Raw genomic sequence first — 21294 nt, 5'->3', positions numbered from 1 at the left:
GGATCAGATTCCCTGAGCGAGTCGGTAATACGCCTGGTTCCACCGCAGTTCGCGCTGGAAACCGCGAACCGTGGTGTCCTCGTCGATGACGACGAGTTCGGTCTTGGCGATCTCCGCGAAGTCACGGAACACCTCGATGCCGACGGCGGTCGTCATCACAGTATGGTGGGCGGCGCCCGCAGCGAGCCAGCACCCCGCGCTCGTCGCGAAATCGGGCTGCGGCTTCCAGATGGCGCGGCCGACCGGGAGCTTGGGCAGGTCGGGTGCCTCGACGTTCTCCACGACGTTCGCCACGAGCCGGAACCGATCGCGCATGTCGCTCATCGCGACCACCAGGGCCGGGCCGGGGTCTGCGGTGAAGACCAGCCGAACCGGGTCGTCCTTGCCGCCGATGCCGAGGGCGTGCACCTCGAGGCGCGGCTTGGCGGTGGTGAGCGAGGGCGAGACCTCGAGCATGTGCGCGCCGAGGATGCGCTCGTTCCCCGGAACCAGGTCGTAGGTGTAGTCCTCCATCAGGCTCGCGCCGCCGGGCAGCCCGGCGCCCATCACGTTCGCGACGCGCACGAGGATCGCCGTCTTCCAGTCGCCCTCGGCACCGAAGCCGTATCCCTCGGCCATCAGTCGCTGCACGGCGAGACCCGGCAGCTGCGTGAGGGCGCCGAGGTCCTCGAACGAGGTGGTGAAGGCGCCGAAGCCGCCCTCTTCGAGGAACGCGCGCAATCCGATCTCGATCGCGGCACCGTCGCGCAGCGACTGGTGGCGCTCGGCGCCGGGCAGCAGTTCGTCGGCGACGTCGTAGCGCTCCACATACTCTGCGACGAGGGCGTCGATGTCCGATTCGGATGCTGCGGCCACCGCATCCGCCAGTTCGTTCACGCCCCACGTGTTCACCTGCACGCCGAAGCGCAGCTCGGCTTCGGTCTTGTCGCCCTCGGTGACCGCGACGTAGCGCATGTTGTCGCCGAAGCGCGCGAGCTTCAGCGTTCGCGAGGCGGTCCAGCCGGCCGCGGCGCGCTCCCAGTCCTCGACCTGCTGACGAACGACCGGGTTCGAGACGTGACCGACGACGGTCTTGCGCGCGACCCCGAGCCGGGTCTGGATGTAGCCGAACTCGCGGTCGCCGTGCGCGGCCTGGTTGAGGTTCATGAAGTCGAAGTCGATGTCGGCCCAGGGCAGCTCGACGTTCGCCTGCGTGTGCAGGTGCAGCAGCGGCTTCTGCAAAGCGTCGAGGCCGGCGATCCACATCTTGGCGGGGCTGAAGGTGTGCATCCACGCGATCACGCCGATGACGTCATCTCGGGCGTTCACCTCGAGCGCGAGGCGCCGGATGCTGTCGGAGTCCTTCAGCACCGGCTTCCAGACGACGTTGACCGGCAGCCCGGACAGGCCGTCGGCGACCGCCTGCGACTGCTCGGCCACCTGGCGCAGCGTCTCCTCGCCGTACAGGTTCTGGCTGCCGGTGACGAACCAGACCTCGTACGCGTCGAGGGAGGTGGAAAGCGGAGTGCGGGTCATGAGTGGTTCCTTCGGTTCAGAGGGCTTCGACGGCGGCGGCTTCGACGGCGAGGCCGGCGCGATAGCGGTCGAGGTAGGTGGCGAAGCCGGCGACGTCCGCCGGATCCGGATCGACGGTGGAGATGGCGGCGCCGACGAAGACCTGCTCCTCGAGGTACTCCCCGAGGGTGCGTCCGGATCCGGATGCCGCGTACGCGGCGAGCACCGCGATGCCCCACGCGCCGCCTTCGGCGGCCGTGTCGCCGACGGCGACCGGCGCGTTCAGAGCGCCGGCGAGGAAGCGCTGCGCGACACCTGCGGTGCGGAACATGCCGCCGTGCGCGAACATGCGATCCAGCTGCACGCCCTCGTCGTCGAGAACCCGCATGCCCAGGGCCAGGGTTCCGAAGACGCCGTACAGCTGCGCGCGCATGACGTTCGCGAGGGTGAAGCGGCTGTCGGGCGTGCGCACGAACAGGGGTCGTCCCTCCGCGAGTCCCGCGATGGGCTCGCCCGCCAGGTGGTTGTAGGCCAGGAGTCCGCCGGCATCGGTCTCGCCGGCGAGGGCCTCGCGGAACAGCACATCGAAGACCGCATCCGAGTCGACCGTGGCGCCCGCTGCCGCGGAGAAGCGGACGAACATGCCCGCCCATTCCGCGAGCTCGCTGGCGCCGTTGTTGCAGTGCACCATCGCGACCGGATCGCCGGCCGGCGTCGTGACGAGGTCGAGCTCGTGGTGGACGCGGGCCAGTGGCCCTTCGAGCACCACCATCGCGAAGATGCTGGTCCCCGCGCTGACGTTGCCGGTGCGCGGCGAGACGGCGTTCGTGGCCACCATGCCGGTACCGGCATCGCCCTCGGGTGGGCAGACGAGGGCCCCGGGCTGCAGTGCGCGTGAAGGATCGAGGAGGGCTGCGCCCTCAGCGCTCAGCGCACCGGCCGGAACGCCGGCCGCCAGCACCTCCGGAAGCAGATCGACGATGCTGCGTCCGCCCAGGGCGGGCGCGTCCAGGCGGTCGAAGAGCTCGACGAGCCGGGCGTCGTAGTCGCCGGTCGCGGGATCGATCGGGAACATCCCCGAGGCATCCCCGACTCCCAGCACGCGTCGGCCGGTGAGCCTCCAGTGCACGTAGCCCGCGAGCGTCGTCAGGAACGCGACATCCGGGACGTGGGCCTCGTCATCGAGCACGGCCTGGTGGAGGTGCGCGATCGACCAGCGGAGCGGGATGTTCGCGCCGAACAGCGCAGTCAGCTCGGCTGCCGCCGGGCCGGTGTTCGTGTTGCGCCACGTGCGGAACGGGACGAGCAGCTCCCCCGCCGCATCGAACGCGAGGTAGCCGTGCATCATCGCCGAGACGCCCACCGCGGAGTATCCCGGGATGCGCACGGCGTGGCGCGCCTCCACGTCTGCGACGAGGGCGGCGTGTGCGGCCTGGAGGCCCGACCACACGGCATCCATCGAATACGTCCACAGGCGCTCCTGGAACTCGTTCTCCCAGTCGGAGCTGCCCACCGCCAGCACGCGCGCGGGATCATCGGGGTCGATCAGGCACGCCTTGATGCGGGTCGAGCCGAGCTCGATGCCGAGCACCGCCCGGCCCGCGCTGATGAGGTCTTCGATCGCCGAGCTCTGTCGAACGGTCATCGCCGCACGTCGCCGCTCTGTCCGTAGACGTTCTGGTAGCGGTTGTAGAGCGCGTCGATCTTCTCCTGCGGGATCGGGATGAGCGGCCCCGCTTCACGTGCGATGTGCACTGATCGCGCGGCGTCCTCGCACATCACGGCGGCCTTGACCGCGTCGTTCGCGCTGGCACCGATCGTGAAGGGGCCGTGGTTCTGCATGAGCACAGCACGCGAACGGTGCCCGCGCAGCGTCTGCACGATGCCCTGCCCGATCGAGTCGTCGCCGATCACCGCGAACGGACCGATCGGGATGGGTCCGCCGAACTCATCGGCCATGCCCGTGATCACGCACGGGATCTCCTCGCCGCGTGCCGCCCACGCGACCGCGTAGGTCGAGTGGGTGTGCACGACCCCGCCGACCTCGGGCATGTTGCGGTAGACGTACGCGTGCGCGGCGGTGTCGCTGGACGGGCTCCGCTCGCTGCCGGGCGAACCGGGCACGACGGTGCCGTCGAGATCGCAGAGGATCATGTTCTCGGCGGTCAGATCGTCGTACGAGACGCCCGACGGCTTGATCACGAAGAGGTCGGCGCCCGGCACGCGGCCGGAAACGTTGCCTCCGGTCCACACGACCAGTCCGTACCGCACCAGCTCGCCGTGCAGTCGGGCGACATCGGATCGGGTGGCCGCGATCGCGGCCTCCACATCAGCGCTGGTCATGGTGTCCTCCATCGGTCGCCGGGCACCGATGATGTTACCGGTAACATCATCGATCCCGCCAGTCACACCCGGCGACTGCTCGCGCGGACCACCAGATGGGTTTCGCGCGGAGCGGGCGGCTCGCCCTCATCGTCCTGCAGCACGGCCAGCACGGCGATCATGGCGTCCCGCCCCAGCGAGGAGAAATCCTGCCTGACCGTGGTCAGCGGGGGTGCGAAATGCGCGGCCTCGGGGATGTCGTCGAAGCCCACCACACTCACGTCCTCGGGAACGCCGAGCCGTGCCTCGTGTGCAGCGTGCAGCATCCCGAGCGCCATCTGATCGTTCGCGGCGAAGACCGCAGATGGCACCCCGGCGCTGATCAGCGCGCTCCCGATCCGATAGCCGGCGTCGGGCGACCAGTCTCCGCGCTCCGGTTCGACCGGACGGATGCCGGCTTCGATCAGCCGGTCGCGCCAGCCGCGAAGCCGCTCCTCGGCATCCATGGATCCGGCGGGTCCCGCGATGTGGCGGATGTCGCGGTGACCGAGTTCCAGCAGGTGCGAAACCGCCGCGCGCGCGCCGCCGTACTGGTCCAGGGTGACGTGCACTGCGCGGCCGCGCTCCTCGGAGGCCACCGCGATCAGCGGCACGCCCAGTTCCCAGCCGTCGAAGGCGTCGACGGTCTCGCGCTCGGCGGCGACCAGCACGATCGCCTCGACGTTGTGGCGCACGAGCATCTCGGTTGCCGCGCGGACGTTGCGTCCCGAGGCATCGACGAGGTTCGTGGTGATGACGGCGTAGCCCGCGTCGGCTGCCGACTCGTTCACGGTGAGCACGATGCTGGACGGGCCGAAGTCGGGCAGCCCGGTCGCCACCAACCCGATGGTGCGGGAACGCCGCGTCACAAGTGCACGCGCGGCCTGAGAAGGCACGTACCGCAGCTGCCGGATCGCCTTCTCGACGCGCTCGCGCGTCGCGGGACGCACGTTCGGCAGATCATTCAGCACCCTCGAGACCGTCTGGTGCGACACGCCTGCCAGGCGCGCGACGTCGAAGATCGTCGCGACGCGGTTCTTCTCGCTGGTCCCGGGACCGTCGCCGTTCGCACTCACCTGCTCGACCGGCTCCTCTCGGCCGCGTCGGGCCGCGTCCACGCCTTCATTATCGCGGGCCGTCCCGCCGCCGCCGTGACCTCATCGGCGCCGCGACGTGAGCAGACGCTGCAGGATGATGAAGACCAGCAGCAGCGCGCCGATGAAGATCTTCGTCCACCACGATGACAGCGTCCCTTCGAACGTGATGATCGTCTGGATGATCCCGAGGACCAGCACGCCCAGCACCGAGCCGAGGACGAACCCGTATCCGCCGGCCAGCAGGGTGCCGCCGATCACCACGGCGGCGATCGCATCCAGCTCCGTGCCGATCGCCGTGAGCGGATAGCCGGAGAGCGTGTAGAAGGTGAAGAGCACACCCGCGACCCCCGAGCAGAACCCCGAGATGACGTAGACGAGCACCTTGGTCCGAGCGACCGGCAGACCCATCAGCATGCCGCTCTGCTCGCCGCCGCCGATCGCGTAGACCGTGCGGCCGAAGCGGGTGCGGTGCAGCACCCAGACCGCGACCACCACGACCAGCACCGCGATCAGGACGCTCGGGGTGATCGACAGACCGCCGCCGAGCGGGATGCGCGTCACGGCGAGCGCGATGAAGGACGGATCGGTGATCGAGATCGAATTCTGGCTGATCACGTAGCAGAGCCCGCGGGCCAGGAACATCGCGGCCAGCGTGGCGATGAACGGCTGCACCTTGAAGACGTGGATCATGAGCCCCACCAGCAGCCCGAGGATGCTCGTCAGCACGAGGATGAGCGGAATCACCGCGGCCGGCGGCCAGCCGCTCTGCAGCAGGCTCGCTGCGATCATCGTCGACAGCGCCACCACCGCGCCGACGGAGAGGTCGATGCCGCCGGTGAGGATCACGAAGGTCATCCCGACCGCGAGCACGATGAGGTACGAGTTGTCCACGAGCAGGTTCAGCAGCACCTGGCCGGAGAAGAAGCCGGGATAGCGGATGCCGCCGCCGATGAAGACGGCGAGGAACAGGATCGCGGTGACCAGCACCGGTCCGTACTTCGGGCTCGTGAATGCGTCGCGCACCCGCGCGCCGACCCGGCTTCCTGCGCTCCCCTGGTTCCCGGGACCGCGCTGAACAGGAGGGGAGATGAGAGCGGTCATGCTGCGGCCAGCCCCTTTCCGGCTCGCGCCGAGAGTCGTCGTCGCCAGCCCGAGAGCGCCTCGTTGGTCGTCGGCGACTGCAGCAGGCAGACGACGGTGACGACGGCGGCCTTGAAGACCATGGTGGCGATCGGCGGGATCCCGACGGTGTAGACGGTGGTGACCAGCGTCTGGATGACCAGGGCGCCGACGAGCGTCCCGGCCAGGGAGTATCGACCTCCCGCGAGGGAGGTGCCGCCGATCACGACCGCCAGGATCGCGTCGAGCTCGATGAACAGACCGGTGTTGTTCGCGTCGGCTGCCATCGTGTTGGCGGTGAGGATGAGCCCGGCCACCGCCGCGCAGATCGCGCAGAACGTGTAGACCGCGAACAGGAGTCCGCGCGAGCGGACGCCGGCCTGGCGGCTCGCCTCCGGGTTGATGCCGACCGACTCGATCAGCAGTCCCAGCGCGGTGCGCCGGGTGAGCAGCGCCGCCAGTACGAAGACGATCGCGGCGATGTAGATCGCGATCGGCACACCGAGCCAGAACCCGGAGCCGAGTGCCTTGAACGGCGGGCTGGTCACGGTGAGGATCTGACCCTCGGTGATGAGCATCGCCACACCCCGGCCGGCGGTCATCAGGATCAGCGTGGCGATGATCGGCTGGATGCCGAAGACCGACACCAGCAGACCGTTCCACAGTCCGCACACGAGCCCGACGAGCAGGGCGGTGAGGATCGCGATCGCCACCACGCCGGGATCGGCGGGGTCCGACGCGCCGAGCAGGATGCTGCAGGCGACCGCGCCCGAGATGGCGCAGACCGCGCCGACCGACAGATCGATGCCGCGGGTGGCGATCACCAGCGTCATGCCGACCGCGACGATGAGCGTCGGCGCACCGTTGCGGAGGATGTCGATGATGCTGCCGTAGAGGTTGCCGTCGCGGATCGAGATCGCGAAGAAGCCCGGGAAGGCGATCACGTTGATCAGGAACAGCACCAGGAGCATCACGACCGGCCAGAACAGCCGGCTGGTGAACATTCGGGCGAGCAGCGCGCTCATCGGGCTTCTCCTACGTTCTCGGTCTCTTCGTCGCCGGATCCCTCGGCGATGAGGGCCATCAGGCTGTCGACGGACAGGTCTTCGTTGACGAGGTCGGCGACCTTCTGACGGTCGCGCATCACGATCACGCGATGGCTCAGCCGGAGCACCTCCTCCAGCTCTGCGCTGATGTAGACCACGGCCATGCCGTTCTCGGCGAGCGAGAAGACCAGCTTCTGGATCTCGGCTTTGGCTCCGACGTCGATCCCGCGGGTCGGCTCGTCCAGGATCAGCAGGCGGGGAGCGACGGCGAGCCAGCGCGCCAGCAGCACCTTCTGCTGATTGCCGCCGGACAGGTTGCGCACCACCGCGTCGGCGTTCCCGGGGCGGATGTTCAACGCGTCGATGTAGCTCTGCGCCAGCTCGTCCTGCCGCTTCTTCGGGATCGGCCGGAACCATCCGCGGTCGGCCTGCAGCGCGAGGATGATGTTGTCGCGCACTGTGAGCTCGTCGACGATGCCCTCACCGCGGCGGTTCTCGCTGGAGTACATGATCCGCTCGGAGATCGCGCGCCGGGGGGTGCGCAGGCGCATCGTCTCGCCCTTGACGGTGAGCGAGCCGCTGTCGGCGCGATCCACGCCACCGAGGAGGCGGGCGACCTCGGTGCGTCCCGACCCGAGCAGCCCGGCGAAGCCGACGACCTCGCCCTCATGGATCGTGACATCGACCGGGGCGACCGCGCCCTTGCGCCCGATTCCGCGTGCGCGGAGGAAGACCGTGGAGTCCGCGGCATCCGTGTCAGCATCGTGCACCCGCGCTTCGAGGTCGTCGAGGGTCGCGATCTCCTTGCCGATCATCTTCTGCACCAGGTCGATGCGCAGCAGGTCCGGGGTCAGGTACTCCCCCACCAGCCGGCCGTTGCGGAAGACGGTGAGGCGATCGGCGATCTCGTACACCTGATCGAGGAAGTGCGAGACGAACAGGATCGCCACGCCGCTGTCCTTGAGTGAGCGGATGATCCGGAAGAGCTCGGCGACCTCATCGGCGTCCAGGCTGGAGGTGGGTTCGTCGAGGATCAGCACGCGCGCATCGACGTTCGTCGCGCGGGCGATGGCGATCAGCTGCTGCACCGCGAGCGAGTGCGAGCCCAGGAGCGAACCGGGATCGACCTCGAGACCGAGCTCGTCCAGGACCTCGCGGGCGCGAGCCCGCATGCGGCGGTAGTCGATGCCGCCGAAGCGGCGTGGTTCGCGGCCGAGCATGATGTTCTCGGCCACGGAGAGATTGGGGAGGAGATTGACCTCCTGGTAGACCGTGCTGATGCCGGCGGCCTGCGCCTGCGCAGTCGTGGCGAACGAGACGGGCTGACCCGACAGGCGGATCTGCCCGCTGTCGATCTGGTACACGCCGGTGAGCGCCTTGATCAGCGTCGACTTCCCCGCGCCGTTCTCGCCCATGAGCGAGTGCACCTCGCCGGGGAACATGCGGAAGGAGACCTCGTCGAGGGCCTTCACGCCCGGGAACGAGATGGAGATGTCGGTCATCTCGACGACGGGTTCCGGCTGCCCCTCGGGAGCGGGCGGGCGGATGAGCTCGGTCATAGTGAGTTCTCCATCGAACGGCTGGTCGGTCTTCAGGGCGTACGGGCGGGGAAGACGAGGGGCGGATGCCGCGGCATCCGCCCCTCGAATGGATCAGTACTGGCGGTCGGGCAGGGCCTCGACGGCCTGCTCCTGGGTGAAGGTGGTCTCCTCCGTGACGATGCGCTTCTCGGGCGTCCCACCGTCGTTGAGCGTGGAGATCACATCGACCAGCTGCTTGCCCAGCAGCGGCGAGCACTCGACGATGAAGTTGATCTTCCCGTCGGCGAGCGCCTGCATGCCGTCGTGGACCGCGTCCACGGTGACGATCTTGATGTCCTTGCCGGGGACCAGACCCGCGGCTTCGATCGCCTCGATGGCGCCGAGGCCCATGTCGTCGTTGTGGGCGTAGACCAGGTCGATGTCCGGGTTGGACTTCAGCATGGCCTCCATGACCTGCTTGCCGCCGGCACGCGTGAAGTCACCGGTCTGGCTGGCGACGATCTCGAACTTGTCGTCGGCGCCGATGACCTCGGCGAACCCCTCTGCACGGTCGATGGCCGGTGCCGCGCCCGTGGTGCCCTCGAGCTGGACGATGTTGACCTTATCGGCGTCCGCGAACTCGTCGACGACCCACTCGCCCGCCTTCTTACCCTCTTCGATGAAGTCGGAGCCGAGGAAGGTGACGTACAGCGAGTCGTCCTTCGAGTCGACCGCGCGGTCGGTGAGCACGACCGGGATGCCGGCGGCCTTGGCCTCGTTCAGGACTGCGTCCCATCCGGTCTCGACGACCGGCGAGAACGCGATGTAGTCGACGCCCTGCTGGATGTACGAGCGGATCGCCTTGATCTGGTTCTCCTGCTTCTGCTGGGCATCCGAGAACTTCAGTTCGATGTCAGCGTCCTTGAAGGCCGCCTGGATGTCCTTGGTGTTGGCCGTGCGCCAGCCCGACTCGGCGCCCACCTGGGCGAAGCCCACGACGAGCTCGTCCAGAGCCTTGGGGCCTTCGCTCGTGCCGCCTGCAGCGGTGCCGCCGCCGGCGCAGCCGGCGAGTCCGATCAGCAGGGCGCCTGCCGCTGCGACCGAGATCAGCTTCTTCATGTGAATGAACCTCCTTGTTCGCTCCCGGGTGCGCCGTCCGTTGCGCTCCCGGTGCTGCCGGCCGCCGTGGCCGCTGTCAGGATGTTAGCGCTCACTGTTAGCGTTCACAAACGGCTTTCTGCGCTCGCTGGGCAACAGTTTGGTAACGGATGTGAGCGTGAACATTCACGCGGGCGGCGCGACTGATGCACGCACGACGAGCATCGGCGCCGCTGGCGGCGCGGCCGCGACATCGACCAGTTCTGCGATGCACCGCGCCGCCTCCCCTGCGACGTCGAGCCGGACACTGCTCAGCGCGGGTCGGTAATAGGCCGAATCCGCGTTGTCGTCGACACCCACGACGCTGATGTCTCCGGGGACGTCGATACCCGCCGCTGCGAGGCCGGCGATCAGCCCGAGCGCCATCTGGTCGTTGGCGGCGAAGATCGCGCTCAGCCCCGCGCCGGCGGCGACCGCGATGTCGGCTGCGGCGGCGAATCCGGATGCCGCACTCCAATCCCCTCGCCAGGTGCCGACCGACTGCACGCCGAACTCGGCGACCGACGCGATGTAGCCGTTCGCACGCTCCGCGGCTTCGAGCCAGTCCGCAGGACCTGCGAGGTGCCCGATGCGGACGTGTCCGGCCTGTGCGAGGTAGCCGATCGCCATCTTCGCGGCTTCGCGCTGCGCGCCGGCCGCCTCCGGCCCGTGCAGCGCGATCACCGGGACCCCGAGGCCGGCCGACCCGAGCGCAGCGAGCGTGCGCGCGTGCGGGGCGACGACGACGATGCCGTCAACGCCCTGCGCGCCGAGGTGGCGCGCGGCGGCGATCATCGACGACTCATCGCCGGCATCCGCGTAGGCGGTCGTGACCCAGAGCCCGGCGGCTCGTGCTGCCGATTCAAGCGCGACGATGCCGATCGCGGGCCCGTACATGCTGGCGTCCGACGCCACGATGCCCACGGTACGAGTGCGACTGGTGCCCAGGGCGCGCGCGGCGTTGTTGACCCGGTAGTCCAGCGCGGCCATCGCGTCGAGCACGCGCTGGCGCGTCTCGGCGCGGATTCCCGGATTGTCGTTGATGACCCGGGAGACGGTCTGGGTCGACACCCCGGCGGCACGCGCGACCTCGCGTACGCCGACCCGACGGGACGGCGCATCTGCGGAAGACTGGGTATCGACCATCGCGCTCACAATAGCCGTCGTTCGGGCGCTGTGGAGTGCGGAGGATGTTACCGGTAACATGTCAGCACGGCGACGATGACGCACCCATCTCCCGCCGTCCAGTCGACCCGAGGAGTCTCATCGTGATCCGCCATCCCTTCACAGACGGCTGGACCGTCGGTCCCAAACTCGGCGCGTTCGAGGCGATGGGAGCGAACATCGAGCCGCAGCCCGTGACTCTGCCGCACGATGCGATGCGCGACCTGCCGCGATCTGCCGACAGCGACCAGGGCGTCGGCGCCGGCTATCACCGCGGTGGGGTGTTCGAGTATGTGAAGACGTTCGATGTTCCGGACGCGTGGCGCGAGAAGACGGTTCTCATCGAGTTCGAGGGCGTCTACCGGGATGCCGTCGTGTACGTGAACGGCGAGTTCGCCGCGCACCAGCCCAACGGCTACGCGGCGTTCGCCGTGACGCTGGACCCGTTCCTCGTGTTCGGCCGGACGAACCGAATCTCCGTAGAGGCGAGGGCGCACAAGGACAGCCGCTGGTATTCGGGGGCCGGGATCTACCGACCAGTGCACCTCGTGGTCGCCGAGCCCACGCACATCGCACTGGACGGAACGCGGGTGACCACGCCCGACATCGACGAGGACCGCGCGATCGTCGAGATCGCGACGACGGTGCAGAACGCGGGTCGTCACACCTCGATGTCGCGCATCGCCTGGTCGATCGTCGGTCCGGACGGCGCCGAAGTGGCCGCGACGTCGGCCCCGGTCACGGTCCTGCCCGGCGAGACGGCGATCGCCAGGGCCCGCCTGAGCGTCCCGGACGCGAGCCTCTGGCATCCGGACTCCCCCGGACTGTACTCGGCGCGTGTCACCCTCGACGGCACCGACGGAGCCGCAGCGGGCGATGAGGAGACGGTGCGCTTCGGCATCCGCCGCCTGCAGCTGGATCCGCAGCGCGGACTGCGGATCAACGGCCGGACGGTGAAACTGCGTGGCGCGTGCGTGCACCACGACAACGGCCCGCTGGGGGCTGCGACGATCGGCGCCGCCGAGGAGCGGCGGGTACGGCTGCTGAAGGCGGCCGGCTTCAACGCGCTGCGCAGCGCCCACAACCCGATGAGCCGCGCCATGCTGGAGGCCTGCGACCGCCACGGCGTCCTGGTGATGGACGAGCTGACCGACGTGTGGACGCGCTCGAAGACCGCCTTCGACTCGTCGGTGTCGTTCGCCGAGACCTGGCGTGACGATGTCGCGGCCCTCGTCGCGAAGGACGTGAACCACCCGAGCGTGATCATGTACTCGATCGGCAACGAGATCCTCGAGCTGGCGACCCCGATCGGCTCGAGCTGGAGTCGCCGGATCGCCGAGGCCGTCCGCGCGCTGGATGACACCCGCTTCGTCACCAACGGCATCAACGGGATCATCGCGAACCTCGACAAGATGGCCGAGGCCCGAGCGGAGCTGGAAGCCGCGGACCCGAACACGATGATGGCCGACATGGGCGAGCAGATGGGCCTGATGAACGCGTCCGCGATGGTCAGCGAGTCGACCGAGGAGTCGGCCGCAGTCCTGGACGTCGTCGGTTTCAACTACGCCGAATCGCGCTACGCCCTGGACGCCGAGCTGTTCCCGCACCGGGTGATCGTGGGCTCGGAGACCTTCCCCGCGAAGATCGAGCGCATGTGGAGGCTGGTCCTCGAGCACCCGCACGTGATCGGCGACTTCACCTGGACCGGCTGGGACTACCTCGGCGAGGCGGGGATCGGAAGGGTCGACTACACCGATGTGGAGGGCTACCAGCCGACCGGCACGGCGGGCCCGTATCCGTACCTGCTGGCCGAGTCCGGCGACATCGACATCACCGGCCATCGCCGGACGGTGTCGTATTACCGGGAGATCGCGTTCGGGTTGCGCACCGACCCCTACCTCGCGGTGCACCGCCCACAGCACCACGGGCGGCCGACCGCCACCACCCCGTGGTCCTGGGATGACTCGGTCGCGAGTTGGACGTGGGGGGTCGAGCCCGGCGCACCGGTCGTCGTCGACGTCTACAGCGACGCGGACGAGGTCGAGCTGCTCATCGATGGCGAGCCCGTGGGGACCGCGACTGTCGGAGAGATCGCGCCGCTGATCGCCCGCTTCAAGACCGTCTACCGGCCAGGCGAACTCGTCGCCATCGCCCGTTCGGCCGGAGCCGAGACGGGTCGCACCCGTCTTCGCACCGCCGACAGTGCGCCGCGGCTGACTCTGTCGGCGGAGCGGACGGCCATCGCGGCCGACCCGGACGACCTCGCGTTCGTCGAGATCGCGATCGCCGATGCCTCGGGTTCGACCTTCACCGACGCGGATCGCCCCGCCACCGTCTCCGTCACCGGCCCCGGCGTCCTGGCCGGGTTCGGCACCGGTCGCGCTCGCACCGAGGAGCCGTTCGACGGCGACACGGTCACGACATACGATGGCCGCGCGCTGGCGATCGTGCGCCCGACGGGCGCCGGCGCGATCACGGTGACCGTGACGGCTGACGGCCTGGCACCGGCGAGCATGACGATCACGGCCGGCTGACACGCGGCATCCGCCCTCACTCGACCCCGATCGGACTCGACCCGATCCGACTTGACCCGATCCGACTTGACCCGATCCGACTTGACCCGATCCGACTTGACCCGATCCGACTTGACCCGATCCGACTTGACCCGATCGGCCCCTTCCCTGCTCGGGGAAGGGGCCGATCGGGTCAAGTGGGCTGGGGGACGAGGGCTCGGAGCACGCGCCGGGCGCAGCTCCGCCGTGGCAGGCTGGCTGCATGCGCATCGCTCTGACCGGATCAACCGGCAAACTCGGCACCGTCGTCGCTCGCGAGCTGAGGGCGGCCGGTCATGACGTCACAGGCCTGGATGTGGTCGGTGCTCGCGGCGCCGGCTTCGTGCAGGTCGATCTGACCGACTACGGGCAGGTGGTCGATGCGCTGGGCGGCGTCGATCGGGCCGCGCCGTTCGAGGCCGTCGTCCATCTCGCGGCCGTCCCCGCCTCCGGCATCCGCACCGACGTAGCCACATTCCACAACAACATGGCCAGCACGTTCAACGTCTTCTGGGGTGCTGCGCGCACCGGCATCCGTCGCATCGTGTACGCATCCAGCGAGACGGTCCTCGGGCTTCCGTTCGACGTTCCACCCCCCTACATCCCGGTCGACGAGGAGTACGCGCCGCGCCCGGAGAGCGTCTATTCGATCGTGAAGGTGCTCGAGGAACAGCTCGCCCGCGAGCTCGTGCGGTGGCACCCCGATCTGTCGATCACCGCGCTGCGGTTCTCGAACGTCATGGTTCCAGAGGACTACGCGGACTTCCCCTCCTACGACGCCGACGCGCTGGCCCGCAAATGGAACCTCTGGGGCTACATCGATGCCCGTGACGGCGCGCAGGCCATCGATCGCGCACTGCGCGTCGCACCCGTCGGTTTCGACAACTTCATCATCGCCGCCGCCGACACCGTCATGAGTCGCCCGAACGACGAGCTCATCGCCGAGGTCTTCCCGGGCGTCGAGGTGCACGCGGGGTTCGCCCAGAACGAGACACTGCTCTCCATCGACAAAGCGCGCCGCCTGCTCGGGTACGATCCGCAGCACTCCTGGCGCGACTGCGTGGGCTGAGCCCGCGGCGGACGCCCCTCAGAGCGCGCTCACGCGCTCCTTCAACTCGGTGAGCGTCGCGGCGGGCAGCTGAGAGCCGGCCATCGCGAGCACCGTGCTCGCCGGCATGTTCTTGATCATTCCCACCATCGGGTGACCCGGAAGCTCCGGCACGAGCTCGACGATGATCGCCCGCGCTTCGGGATCATCCAGCAACTGGCTGAGGGTCGTGACGTCGAGATCGAATCTGCCGGGCATGTGCACTCCTGAGGCCGGGGGAAGGCGGTCACTCAAGGATCCCAGCTTTGTCAAGGCCACGATCGTCCGCAGGTTCCCGATTAGCGTCATGCGCAGAACCGGGAAGGGGAAACACATGGTTCGCGCACTCGCGCTCAGCTGCACACTCAAGTCGTCTCCGGCGGCCTCGAGCACCGACAAGCTCGCTCAGGAGGTCCTTGACGCACTCGCTGCCCACGACGTCGGCGGCGAGCTGATCCGCGTCGTCGATCACGACGTGAAGCCCGGTGTGGAAGCCGACATGGGCGACGGCGACGCGTGGCCCCGGATCCGCGCGAACGTCCTGGCGGCGGACATCCTGATCGTCGCGTCGCCGACATGGATGGGGCACATGTCCAGCGTCGCCCAGCGCGTGCTGGAGCGTCTCGATGCGGAGCTGTCGGAGACGGATGCCGCGGGCCGACCGCTCGTGGAGGGCAAGGTGGCGATCACCGCCGTCGTCGGAAATGAGGACGGCGCGCACAAGATCACCGCGGACATCTATCAGGCGCTGGCCGATGTCGGTTTCAGCATCCCCTCGCAGGGAGGGACGTACTGGAACGGCGAGGCGATGCACACCGTCGACTACAACGACCTCGACGCCGTTCCCGACGAGGTCGCCAGCGCGACCGCGACCGCCGCGCGCAACGCCGCCCACCTCGCGAAGCTGCTTACGGCGCAGCCGTACCCGCCGGAGTGAGCAGGGCGGACGAGCTCAGCCCATCGCCTTGATGGCGCGGCGCTTGAGCTTGTCCGCCTCCTTCGCGGCCTTCTTCGTGCTCTTCTTGGCCGACTTCATCGCACGATCGCGCGCCTTGGCGACGAGCGGGTCGTTCCAGAAGGTGCGAGCGGCGTGCGCGATCTCGCGGTAGCGCGAGCGGCCCGCCTGTGCGCCGAGAACGTACGCGGCCGCGGCGGCCGCTCCGATCAGAAGAAGAATGCTGAAGAATCGCACGACGGCTCCTCGAGGTTGCAGAACAGTTGTCTTCAGTCTCCGTCGTCCGCCCGGTCCGAGCCACCCCCTTGCCCCCGCGCGGTCACGTATGCATCATGCGGCATGCGCCCGAGGCCGGAGTCGTTGCGGGTCAGCGGAACGACCGGGCGACGGCATCCCACCACTGCGTCGTCTCTGAACGGTGGCGAGGAAAACGCAGCCGCGCCTCGTCGGCGATGCGGTCGCGGTCGCGCCACGACGACGCGAGGAGCGGGATGCCGTCGCGATCCGCCGCTGACACCTCGACGACCGAGTCCTGACCCCAGTGCGCGAGTGCGCCGCGCTGCTTCACGGCCGTGTAACGATCTGTGACCAGCCCCACCACGGGAACTCCCGCAGGTGCGGCGAAGACCGCGGGATGATACCGACCCGTGATGAGCATCGCCGACGAGCGGGCGAGGGATGCCGCAGCCGGCGCGTCGCCGGTGGGGACGACCGTCGACGTGCCGCGCATCCGTGCACGCACGAGTTCGTGAAGCGGTTCGTCGCCACGCGGCTGCGGATCATCGAGCGGGCCGAAATGCGCGTGGAAGCGCACCCCGCCGCCGACGGTCTCCGCCGCCGCGTCGACGAGCGCCGCGATCCGCGTCGCGATCTCTTCGGGCGGGGCTCCGCCGAGCGAGAGGGAGAGGCTGACGAGCACGCCTCGTCTCGCCTCGTCCGGTTCGCCCGTAGGGGCGATGCCGAGGAAGGACGCATCGTCGACTCCGAGCCGCGGCACAGTACCGAAGACGACGGCGAGCGCCTCGGACGCCGACTCGCGGACGCCGACCAGGGCAGCGCCGGCCAGCAGCTCGCCGACCAGCTCGCGATCGCGACCGCGCAGGTCCGGGCCCAGGGTCTGGCCCGTGACGACGATCGGTCGCCCGAGGATCCTCGCGATGCCACCGAGGGCTGCCCGCTCGTAGACGTGCAGAGGCCACGTCGACGCGAGGTTCCCGCCACCGGCGATCAGGACGCCATCGGCACCGTGGACGGCCTCGACGACGGCGCGCGCGGGGTCGCCCTGCTGCAGCACGTCGCGTCCGCCCGCATGTGCGAGCACGGCCTGCACCCGATCCTCAGCCGCGGTCCGATCGAGCCCGTCGAATCGAATCCGCGGCACCGCCCCGACCCCATATCGGCTGGCGGTCTCGTCCGGAACTGAGGAGACGGCGACGATCTCGGCGCCGCGGGCGACGAGTTCGTCGCGAGCCGCCCGGAACATCGCCTCATCGCCGATGTGCATCATCCCCTGCACGACGCCGACATCTCCGAGCACGACGACGCGCATGCAGGATCCTCCGATAGCAATGTGGACCCGTTCACGGTAGCCCACGCGCGCGTCGTTTCCGGCGACTACGATCGAGAGCCCGCCCGCCCCGGGGCGGGTCGGCGACGGGATACAAGCATGGGCGTGCAGACGGCTCTGGATGCGGTGCGCGAAGCGCCGGGAATCGTCGAGGCGATCCGCCTCGCGGACGACCTCGCGTTCGAGGCCGGGCGCGATCCGGGCGTGCGCACCTTGCGGGTCCTCTCGACCGCGCTGAAGGGCGAGGACCAGGTGGCGGCGATCGCCGCAGTGCACGCCCTCGCCGAGGTCTTCGACGATCAGGCCGCTCGCATGCTGACCTCCCTGCTCTCGGACGATCGAGCGACCATCCGCGAGCACGCCGCGTGGGCGCTGGGTTCCGGGCTGCCCCGCATCGACGCGGTCGGCCGTCTGATCGGACAGGTCGTCTCCGGCGGCTTCACCGGGATGCTCGCGCAGCGGACGCTCGAGAAGTGGTCGACCGCGGCAGCCGACATCCTCGCCGTGAGCCTCGAGACCGCCCTGCAGGCGACGACGGATCCCGGCGGTCGTGCACGGCTGGTGGAGACGGTCGGACTCGTGCGTCCCGACGTCGCGACCCGCGTGCTGCGCGAAGTCGCACGCGACGGCCATGAGGGTGAGGACGCCCGCGTCGCAGCAGTCGCCGCCCTCGGTCAGCGACCCGGCGCCCCCGGTGTACGGGAGATTCTGGAGGAGGCGCTCGATGGCGCTCCGCGGATCGCAGGCGCCGCACGGCTGGCCCTGATCGACCTCGACGCCGCGCGCGATGCGCCCGTGCCGGTCCGCGCGGAGGGACTGACGATCGGGCAGCTGTTCCTGCACGCCGACATCGATCCGTCCCTGTCTGCGGTCGGCGCCGGCGACAACGGCGGCATCGCCACTCTCCTCGTGCGGCTGGGCGACGCGCTGGTCGCCGATCCGAGCACCGGCGTGGGTCGGGTGATCACCCTCTCGCGGGGACCGGTCTCGCAGGCAGCGGAGGACCTCCTCGAGATCGGTTCGATCCCATCAGGGCACATCTACGGACGAGTCCCCCTGCTCCCCGCCCCGGTTCCCTCCGCGGCCGCATGGCCGCTGCGAGTCACCGCGCGGCGCGGCATCCGACGCATTCTGCGCTCCGCCGGTCGCGTCGACCTCCTCCACCTGCGCATGGCCGATGTGGGAAGCCTCGCCGCCGCCGATGTCGCGCGGGAGCTCGGCATCCCCACCGTGTTCACCGTCGCTCCCGACCCGCACGCGGTGATCCGCTCGCTGGACCGGTCGGGCGCGCTGACCCGGGGGAACTTCGGGGCGACCGACCTCCGCGAACACTTCTGGTTCCGCGCGCGTCTGGTCACGAACCTGGCGGCCAACGCCGCGCACACCGTGCTCTTTCCCCGTCCTGCGCTGCAGCAGGACATGCGCCAGCTCGTCGGCATCGACATCACCTCGCACCCCGAACGACACACCGTCGTCGCGGAGGGCGTCGATCTCGCAGTGGTCGACGGCGCCGTCTCGACGGCGCGCGAGCCCGCTCCCGATCGGGCGCCCGCAGGCGTCGAGGAACTCCGCGCACTGCTCACGCGACTGCCCGAGCATCGACGGAGCCTCCCGCTGGTGCTGACCGTCGGCCGCATGCACCGTGTGAAGGGCATGGCGACGCTGGTGGAGGCATGGGCGTGCGGACCCCTGCGCGATCGGGCCAATCTGCTGATCGTGGGCGGCGATCTCGAGCATCCGTCCCTGGACGAGCGCGAACAGCTGACGCGGATCGATGCCGCGGTGCCGCCCGGCGAGCGCGACCGCGCCGGACTCATTCTCGCCGGCCACAGGCCCAACGACGTCGCGGCGCAGTGGCTCGCTGCGGCACGGTTCGGTCTGCCCGCTCTCATGCCCGCCGGCGGCGTGTACGTCTGCGCGAGCGTGAAGGAGGAGTTCGGCATCGCCCTGCTCGAGGCGATGGCGACGGGTCTGATGGTGGTCGCACCCGACGGCGGCGGCCCCGCGACGTACGTCGAGGATGGAGTGACCGGCATCCTGACGCAGACGTGGGACGTCGCCCGGCTCGCCTCCGCCGTCGGCGCGGCGCTGGATGTCGCAGTCCGGCCGGATGAGATGCGAGCCGATGCCGCGCACGAGATGGTCCGCGCGAACTTCACGATCCAGGCGATGGCCAGCGCTCTGGGCCCGATCTACCGCGGCGTGGCCGCCGACGAAGAAGAGCTGATCCGCGCCGGTGGGGCCGTCCTGTGACCCTGTTGGTGATCAGCCCCGACTACGCATCCCACCTGCTGCCACTGGCGACGCTGGCGACGGCATGGCGGGACGCCGGCGACCGGGTGGTGGTCGCGACGGGCCTCGCCACGGATCCGATCGTGCGCGAGTTCGGACTCGAGCGATACGACCTTGCGCTCGGGCGCGGCAGCAACGCTCGAGTCATCCGAGCTGAGGACCAGCCCGCCGAGGAATCGGACTCGCTGCGCGGCTTCTTCGATGCCACGCGCCGCGGAATGGTGCCGACGTTGGCCTATCAGGCCCGCGAGCGACTCACCGACCTGATGTGGGATCCGGTGGATGCCGGGCGTCGCACGCTCGCCGCCGTCGACGCGATCCGTCCCGACGCGATCCTGGTCGACCATCTCGCCTTCAGCGCACGACTCGCGCTGCAGACCGCCGGCGTCCGATACGCCGACGTGGTGCTCGGTCACCCCAGCGCCCTGCCGGTGGCCGGCGAGGTGTACGGGTATCCGCCGTTCTGGCCGGCGGCTTTCGCTCCCGGCGAGGACGAGCTGACGGAACTGCGAGCGCTCTGCGAACGTGTCTCACTGCGCTTCACGGACGAGTGGAATCGCACCGCCGCCGTGCTCGATCCCGGTGCGTCGGGCACGGCCGACGCCTTCCGCGAGCACGGTGACCTGGTGCTGTACAACTACCCGGCGGAGCTGGCCCGCGAAGACGGTCGCATGCTTCCGCCGCACGCGTTCCTCGGCTCGACTCGTCGCGAGGAGGCTCCGGATGACCAGGTCGAGCGCTGGCTGGCCTCGGTCTCGGACTTTGCCTACGTGAGCTTCGGCAGCTTCCTGTCCGTCCGCGGCGACGTCCTGCGACGGGTCGCGGAGGCGCTCGCCGAGATCGGGATGCCGGCCGCGATCGCGACCGGCTCCACGCCTCCCGACGAGCTCGGTCCGATCCCGGAGGGCTGGCTCGTGCGCGACTACCTCCCGCAGGTGCGTCTGCTCGCCTCGGCTCGCCTGGCCGTCACCCACGGCGGGAACAATTCCGTGACCGAGGCACTCGGACAGGCGGTACCCCTGCTCGTGCTGCCGTTCTCGACGGATCAGTTCGCCGGCGCGGCGGCCATCGAGCGGGCCGGAGCGGGTCGGGCGCTGGATCCCAACACGGCCGGCGTGCCGGAGCTGGCCGCGGCGCTCGTGGCGGTGCGCGACTCCTCGAACACCGCACTGCTGGACTCGATCGCGCGCGAGCAGTCCGCGCGTCCGGGTCCGGTGCTCGCCTACGGGTTGGCCGGCGGGCTCGGCACGCCCACGAGCTGAGCCATCGCGCTGGGGTCGCCCGCCGCGTCGCGGTAGCGCTGCATGAGCGCGGCGTTGGCCTCGTAGCGCGGGCCGGCGCGGACCTCGGCGACGTGGTGCATCGCATACACGCTGCCGTCGTGCCTGACCGGCGCGGCACCCAGCAGGGTCTCGTGGGCGAGGTACCACGCGGCATCCTCGAATCCCCAGCCACGGAAGCGCTCGTCCTGACCGCCGTGGCGTGCCCAGGTCCGTGGGGTGGTCACGTAGACGCCGGAGCATGCCCCGACGACGAGTTCGTGCGAGCACTGGTCTGCCGGGACACCCGCGCGCAGCTGGGCATCGCCCGCGGCGCCCAGCCAGCGGTACTGCGTATAGGGCAGGTGCACGAGTCCGCTCGTGTGCGCGGCCGCGACCGCGTCGCGTAGGGATCCGGGCTCGGGCAGGGTGTCCGCGTCGCACACCACGACGACCTCGTCGGGATCCGCGGCAGCGATGCCCCGATTGCGGCACGCGGCGAGGACGAACACGTCGTCGTCGGTGTCGACAGTGCGCACTGCGAACTCCGGCAGGAGTCGCGCATACCAGTCGAGGACGAACTCGAACGCCGGAACCCGCGATGGCGCCGGCCGCCAGGGTACGACGACGGTTACGGGCGGCAC

19 protein-coding genes are annotated in these 21294 nt (G+C 69.6%); 6 read left to right on the top strand and 13 right to left on the bottom strand.

Annotation, left to right across the window (positions count from 1 at the left end):
• Nucleotides 1–3: 3 nt before the first annotated feature.
• The 9 genes from araA to BLT19_RS05305 form a co-directional block, all read right to left on the bottom strand.
• Nucleotides 4–1515 (bottom strand): L-arabinose isomerase, encoded by a 1512-nt coding sequence (gene araA, locus BLT19_RS05345; RefSeq protein WP_091487374.1) that lies wholly within the window; start codon nt 1513–1515, stop codon nt 4–6.
• A gap of 16 nt (nt 1516–1531) precedes the next feature.
• The gene (locus BLT19_RS05340) at nt 1532–3139 is read right to left on the bottom strand and encodes a xylulokinase (RefSeq protein ID WP_091487371.1); all 1608 of its coding nucleotides are present in this window, start codon (nt 3137–3139) and stop codon (nt 1532–1534) included.
• Nucleotides 3136–3837, bottom strand: coding sequence for an L-ribulose-5-phosphate 4-epimerase (locus BLT19_RS05335; RefSeq protein ID WP_091493361.1), 702 nt, complete (start codon nt 3835–3837; stop codon nt 3136–3138). Before BLT19_RS05335 ends, BLT19_RS05340 begins: the two co-directional genes overlap by 4 nt.
• 62 nt (nt 3838–3899) lie before the next feature.
• Nucleotides 3900–4973, bottom strand: coding sequence for a LacI family DNA-binding transcriptional regulator (locus BLT19_RS05330; protein ID WP_231917805.1), 1074 nt, complete (start codon nt 4971–4973; stop codon nt 3900–3902).
• Nucleotides 4974–5012: 39 nt separating this feature from the next.
• Nucleotides 5013–6053, bottom strand: coding sequence for a galactofuranose ABC transporter, permease protein YjfF (gene yjfF / locus BLT19_RS05325; RefSeq protein WP_091487369.1), 1041 nt, complete (start codon nt 6051–6053; stop codon nt 5013–5015).
• Nucleotides 6050–7096: an ABC transporter permease gene (locus tag BLT19_RS05320; protein ID WP_091487366.1), complete on the bottom strand. Its 1047-nt coding sequence runs from the start codon at nt 7094–7096 to the stop codon at nt 6050–6052. Before BLT19_RS05320 ends, yjfF begins: the two co-directional genes overlap by 4 nt.
• On the bottom strand, nt 7093–8676 hold the full coding sequence (locus BLT19_RS05315) for a sugar ABC transporter ATP-binding protein (protein WP_091487364.1): 1584 nt from the start codon (nt 8674–8676) through the stop codon (nt 7093–7095). The genes BLT19_RS05320 and BLT19_RS05315 overlap by 4 nt, the downstream gene beginning before the upstream one ends.
• A 93-nt stretch (nt 8677–8769) precedes the next feature.
• A complete protein-coding gene (locus BLT19_RS05310) occupies nt 8770–9756 on the bottom strand; it encodes an ABC transporter substrate-binding protein (protein ID WP_091487362.1) in 987 nt (328 codons plus the stop codon).
• Between the two features lie 165 nt (nt 9757–9921).
• Complete coding sequence (locus BLT19_RS05305; RefSeq protein ID WP_091487360.1) at nt 9922–10920, bottom strand: LacI family DNA-binding transcriptional regulator; 999 nt, start codon at nt 10918–10920, stop codon at nt 9922–9924.
• Between the two features lie 122 nt (nt 10921–11042).
• On the opposite strand from BLT19_RS05305, the gene BLT19_RS05300 reads away from it, so the two are divergent.
• Genes BLT19_RS05300 through BLT19_RS05290 form a run of 3 tightly spaced genes read left to right on the top strand, consistent with a single transcriptional unit; the run spans nt 11043 to nt 14559 of the window.
• Complete coding sequence (locus BLT19_RS05300; RefSeq protein WP_091487357.1) at nt 11043–13472, top strand: glycoside hydrolase family 2 TIM barrel-domain containing protein; 2430 nt, start codon at nt 11043–11045, stop codon at nt 13470–13472.
• A gap of 51 nt (nt 13473–13523) precedes the next feature.
• A complete protein-coding gene (locus BLT19_RS18235) occupies nt 13524–13790 on the top strand; it encodes a pentapeptide repeat-containing protein (RefSeq protein ID WP_091487355.1) in 267 nt (88 codons plus the stop codon).
• Complete coding sequence (locus BLT19_RS05290) at nt 13714–14559, top strand: NAD-dependent epimerase/dehydratase family protein (RefSeq protein ID WP_091487352.1); 846 nt, start codon at nt 13714–13716, stop codon at nt 14557–14559. Before BLT19_RS18235 ends, BLT19_RS05290 begins: the two co-directional genes overlap by 77 nt.
• Before the next feature lie 18 nt (nt 14560–14577).
• Here the strand turns inward: BLT19_RS05290 and BLT19_RS05285 are convergent, their stop codons facing one another.
• Nucleotides 14578–14796, bottom strand: coding sequence for a hypothetical protein (locus BLT19_RS05285; protein ID WP_091487351.1), 219 nt, complete (start codon nt 14794–14796; stop codon nt 14578–14580).
• A 115-nt stretch (nt 14797–14911) separates the two neighbouring features.
• Here BLT19_RS05285 and BLT19_RS05280 point away from each other — a divergent pair, with 115 nt between their 5' ends.
• The gene (locus tag BLT19_RS05280) at nt 14912–15514 is read left to right on the top strand and encodes a flavodoxin family protein (protein ID WP_091487348.1); all 603 of its coding nucleotides are present in this window, start codon (nt 14912–14914) and stop codon (nt 15512–15514) included.
• Between the two features lie 15 nt (nt 15515–15529).
• On the opposite strand, the gene BLT19_RS05275 is transcribed toward BLT19_RS05280, so the two are convergent.
• Together BLT19_RS05275 and BLT19_RS05270 are read right to left on the bottom strand one after the other, a co-directional pair.
• Nucleotides 15530–15769 carry a hypothetical protein gene (locus tag BLT19_RS05275; RefSeq protein WP_091487345.1) on the bottom strand — a complete coding sequence of 80 codons (240 nt, stop codon included), beginning with the start codon at nt 15767–15769 and terminating at the stop codon, nt 15530–15532.
• 130 nt (nt 15770–15899) lie between these two features.
• Nucleotides 15900–17081, bottom strand: coding sequence for a polysaccharide pyruvyl transferase family protein (locus tag BLT19_RS05270; RefSeq protein ID WP_091487343.1), 1182 nt, complete (start codon nt 17079–17081; stop codon nt 15900–15902).
• Between the two features lie 117 nt (nt 17082–17198).
• On the opposite strand from BLT19_RS05270, the gene BLT19_RS05265 reads away from it, so the two are divergent.
• Together BLT19_RS05265 and BLT19_RS05260 are read left to right on the top strand one after the other, a co-directional pair.
• Entirely contained in the window at nt 17199–19352 is a 2154-nt protein-coding gene (locus BLT19_RS05265) for a glycosyltransferase (protein WP_091487341.1), read from the top strand.
• Nucleotides 19349–20653 carry a nucleotide disphospho-sugar-binding domain-containing protein gene (locus tag BLT19_RS05260; RefSeq protein ID WP_091487338.1) on the top strand — a complete coding sequence of 435 codons (1305 nt, stop codon included), beginning with the start codon at nt 19349–19351 and terminating at the stop codon, nt 20651–20653. Before BLT19_RS05265 ends, BLT19_RS05260 begins: the two co-directional genes overlap by 4 nt.
• Here the strand turns inward: BLT19_RS05260 and BLT19_RS05255 are convergent.
• Complete coding sequence (locus BLT19_RS05255; RefSeq protein WP_091487335.1) at nt 20614–21294, bottom strand: glycosyltransferase family A protein; 681 nt, start codon at nt 21292–21294, stop codon at nt 20614–20616. The genes BLT19_RS05260 and BLT19_RS05255 overlap by 40 nt on opposite strands.

It is taken from the genome of Microbacterium pygmaeum (assembly GCF_900100885.1).
In the GTDB taxonomy this organism is placed as follows: Bacteria; Actinomycetota; Actinomycetes; order Actinomycetales; family Microbacteriaceae; genus Microbacterium; species Microbacterium pygmaeum.
This window is presented reverse-complemented; position numbering and strand designations above follow the sequence as displayed.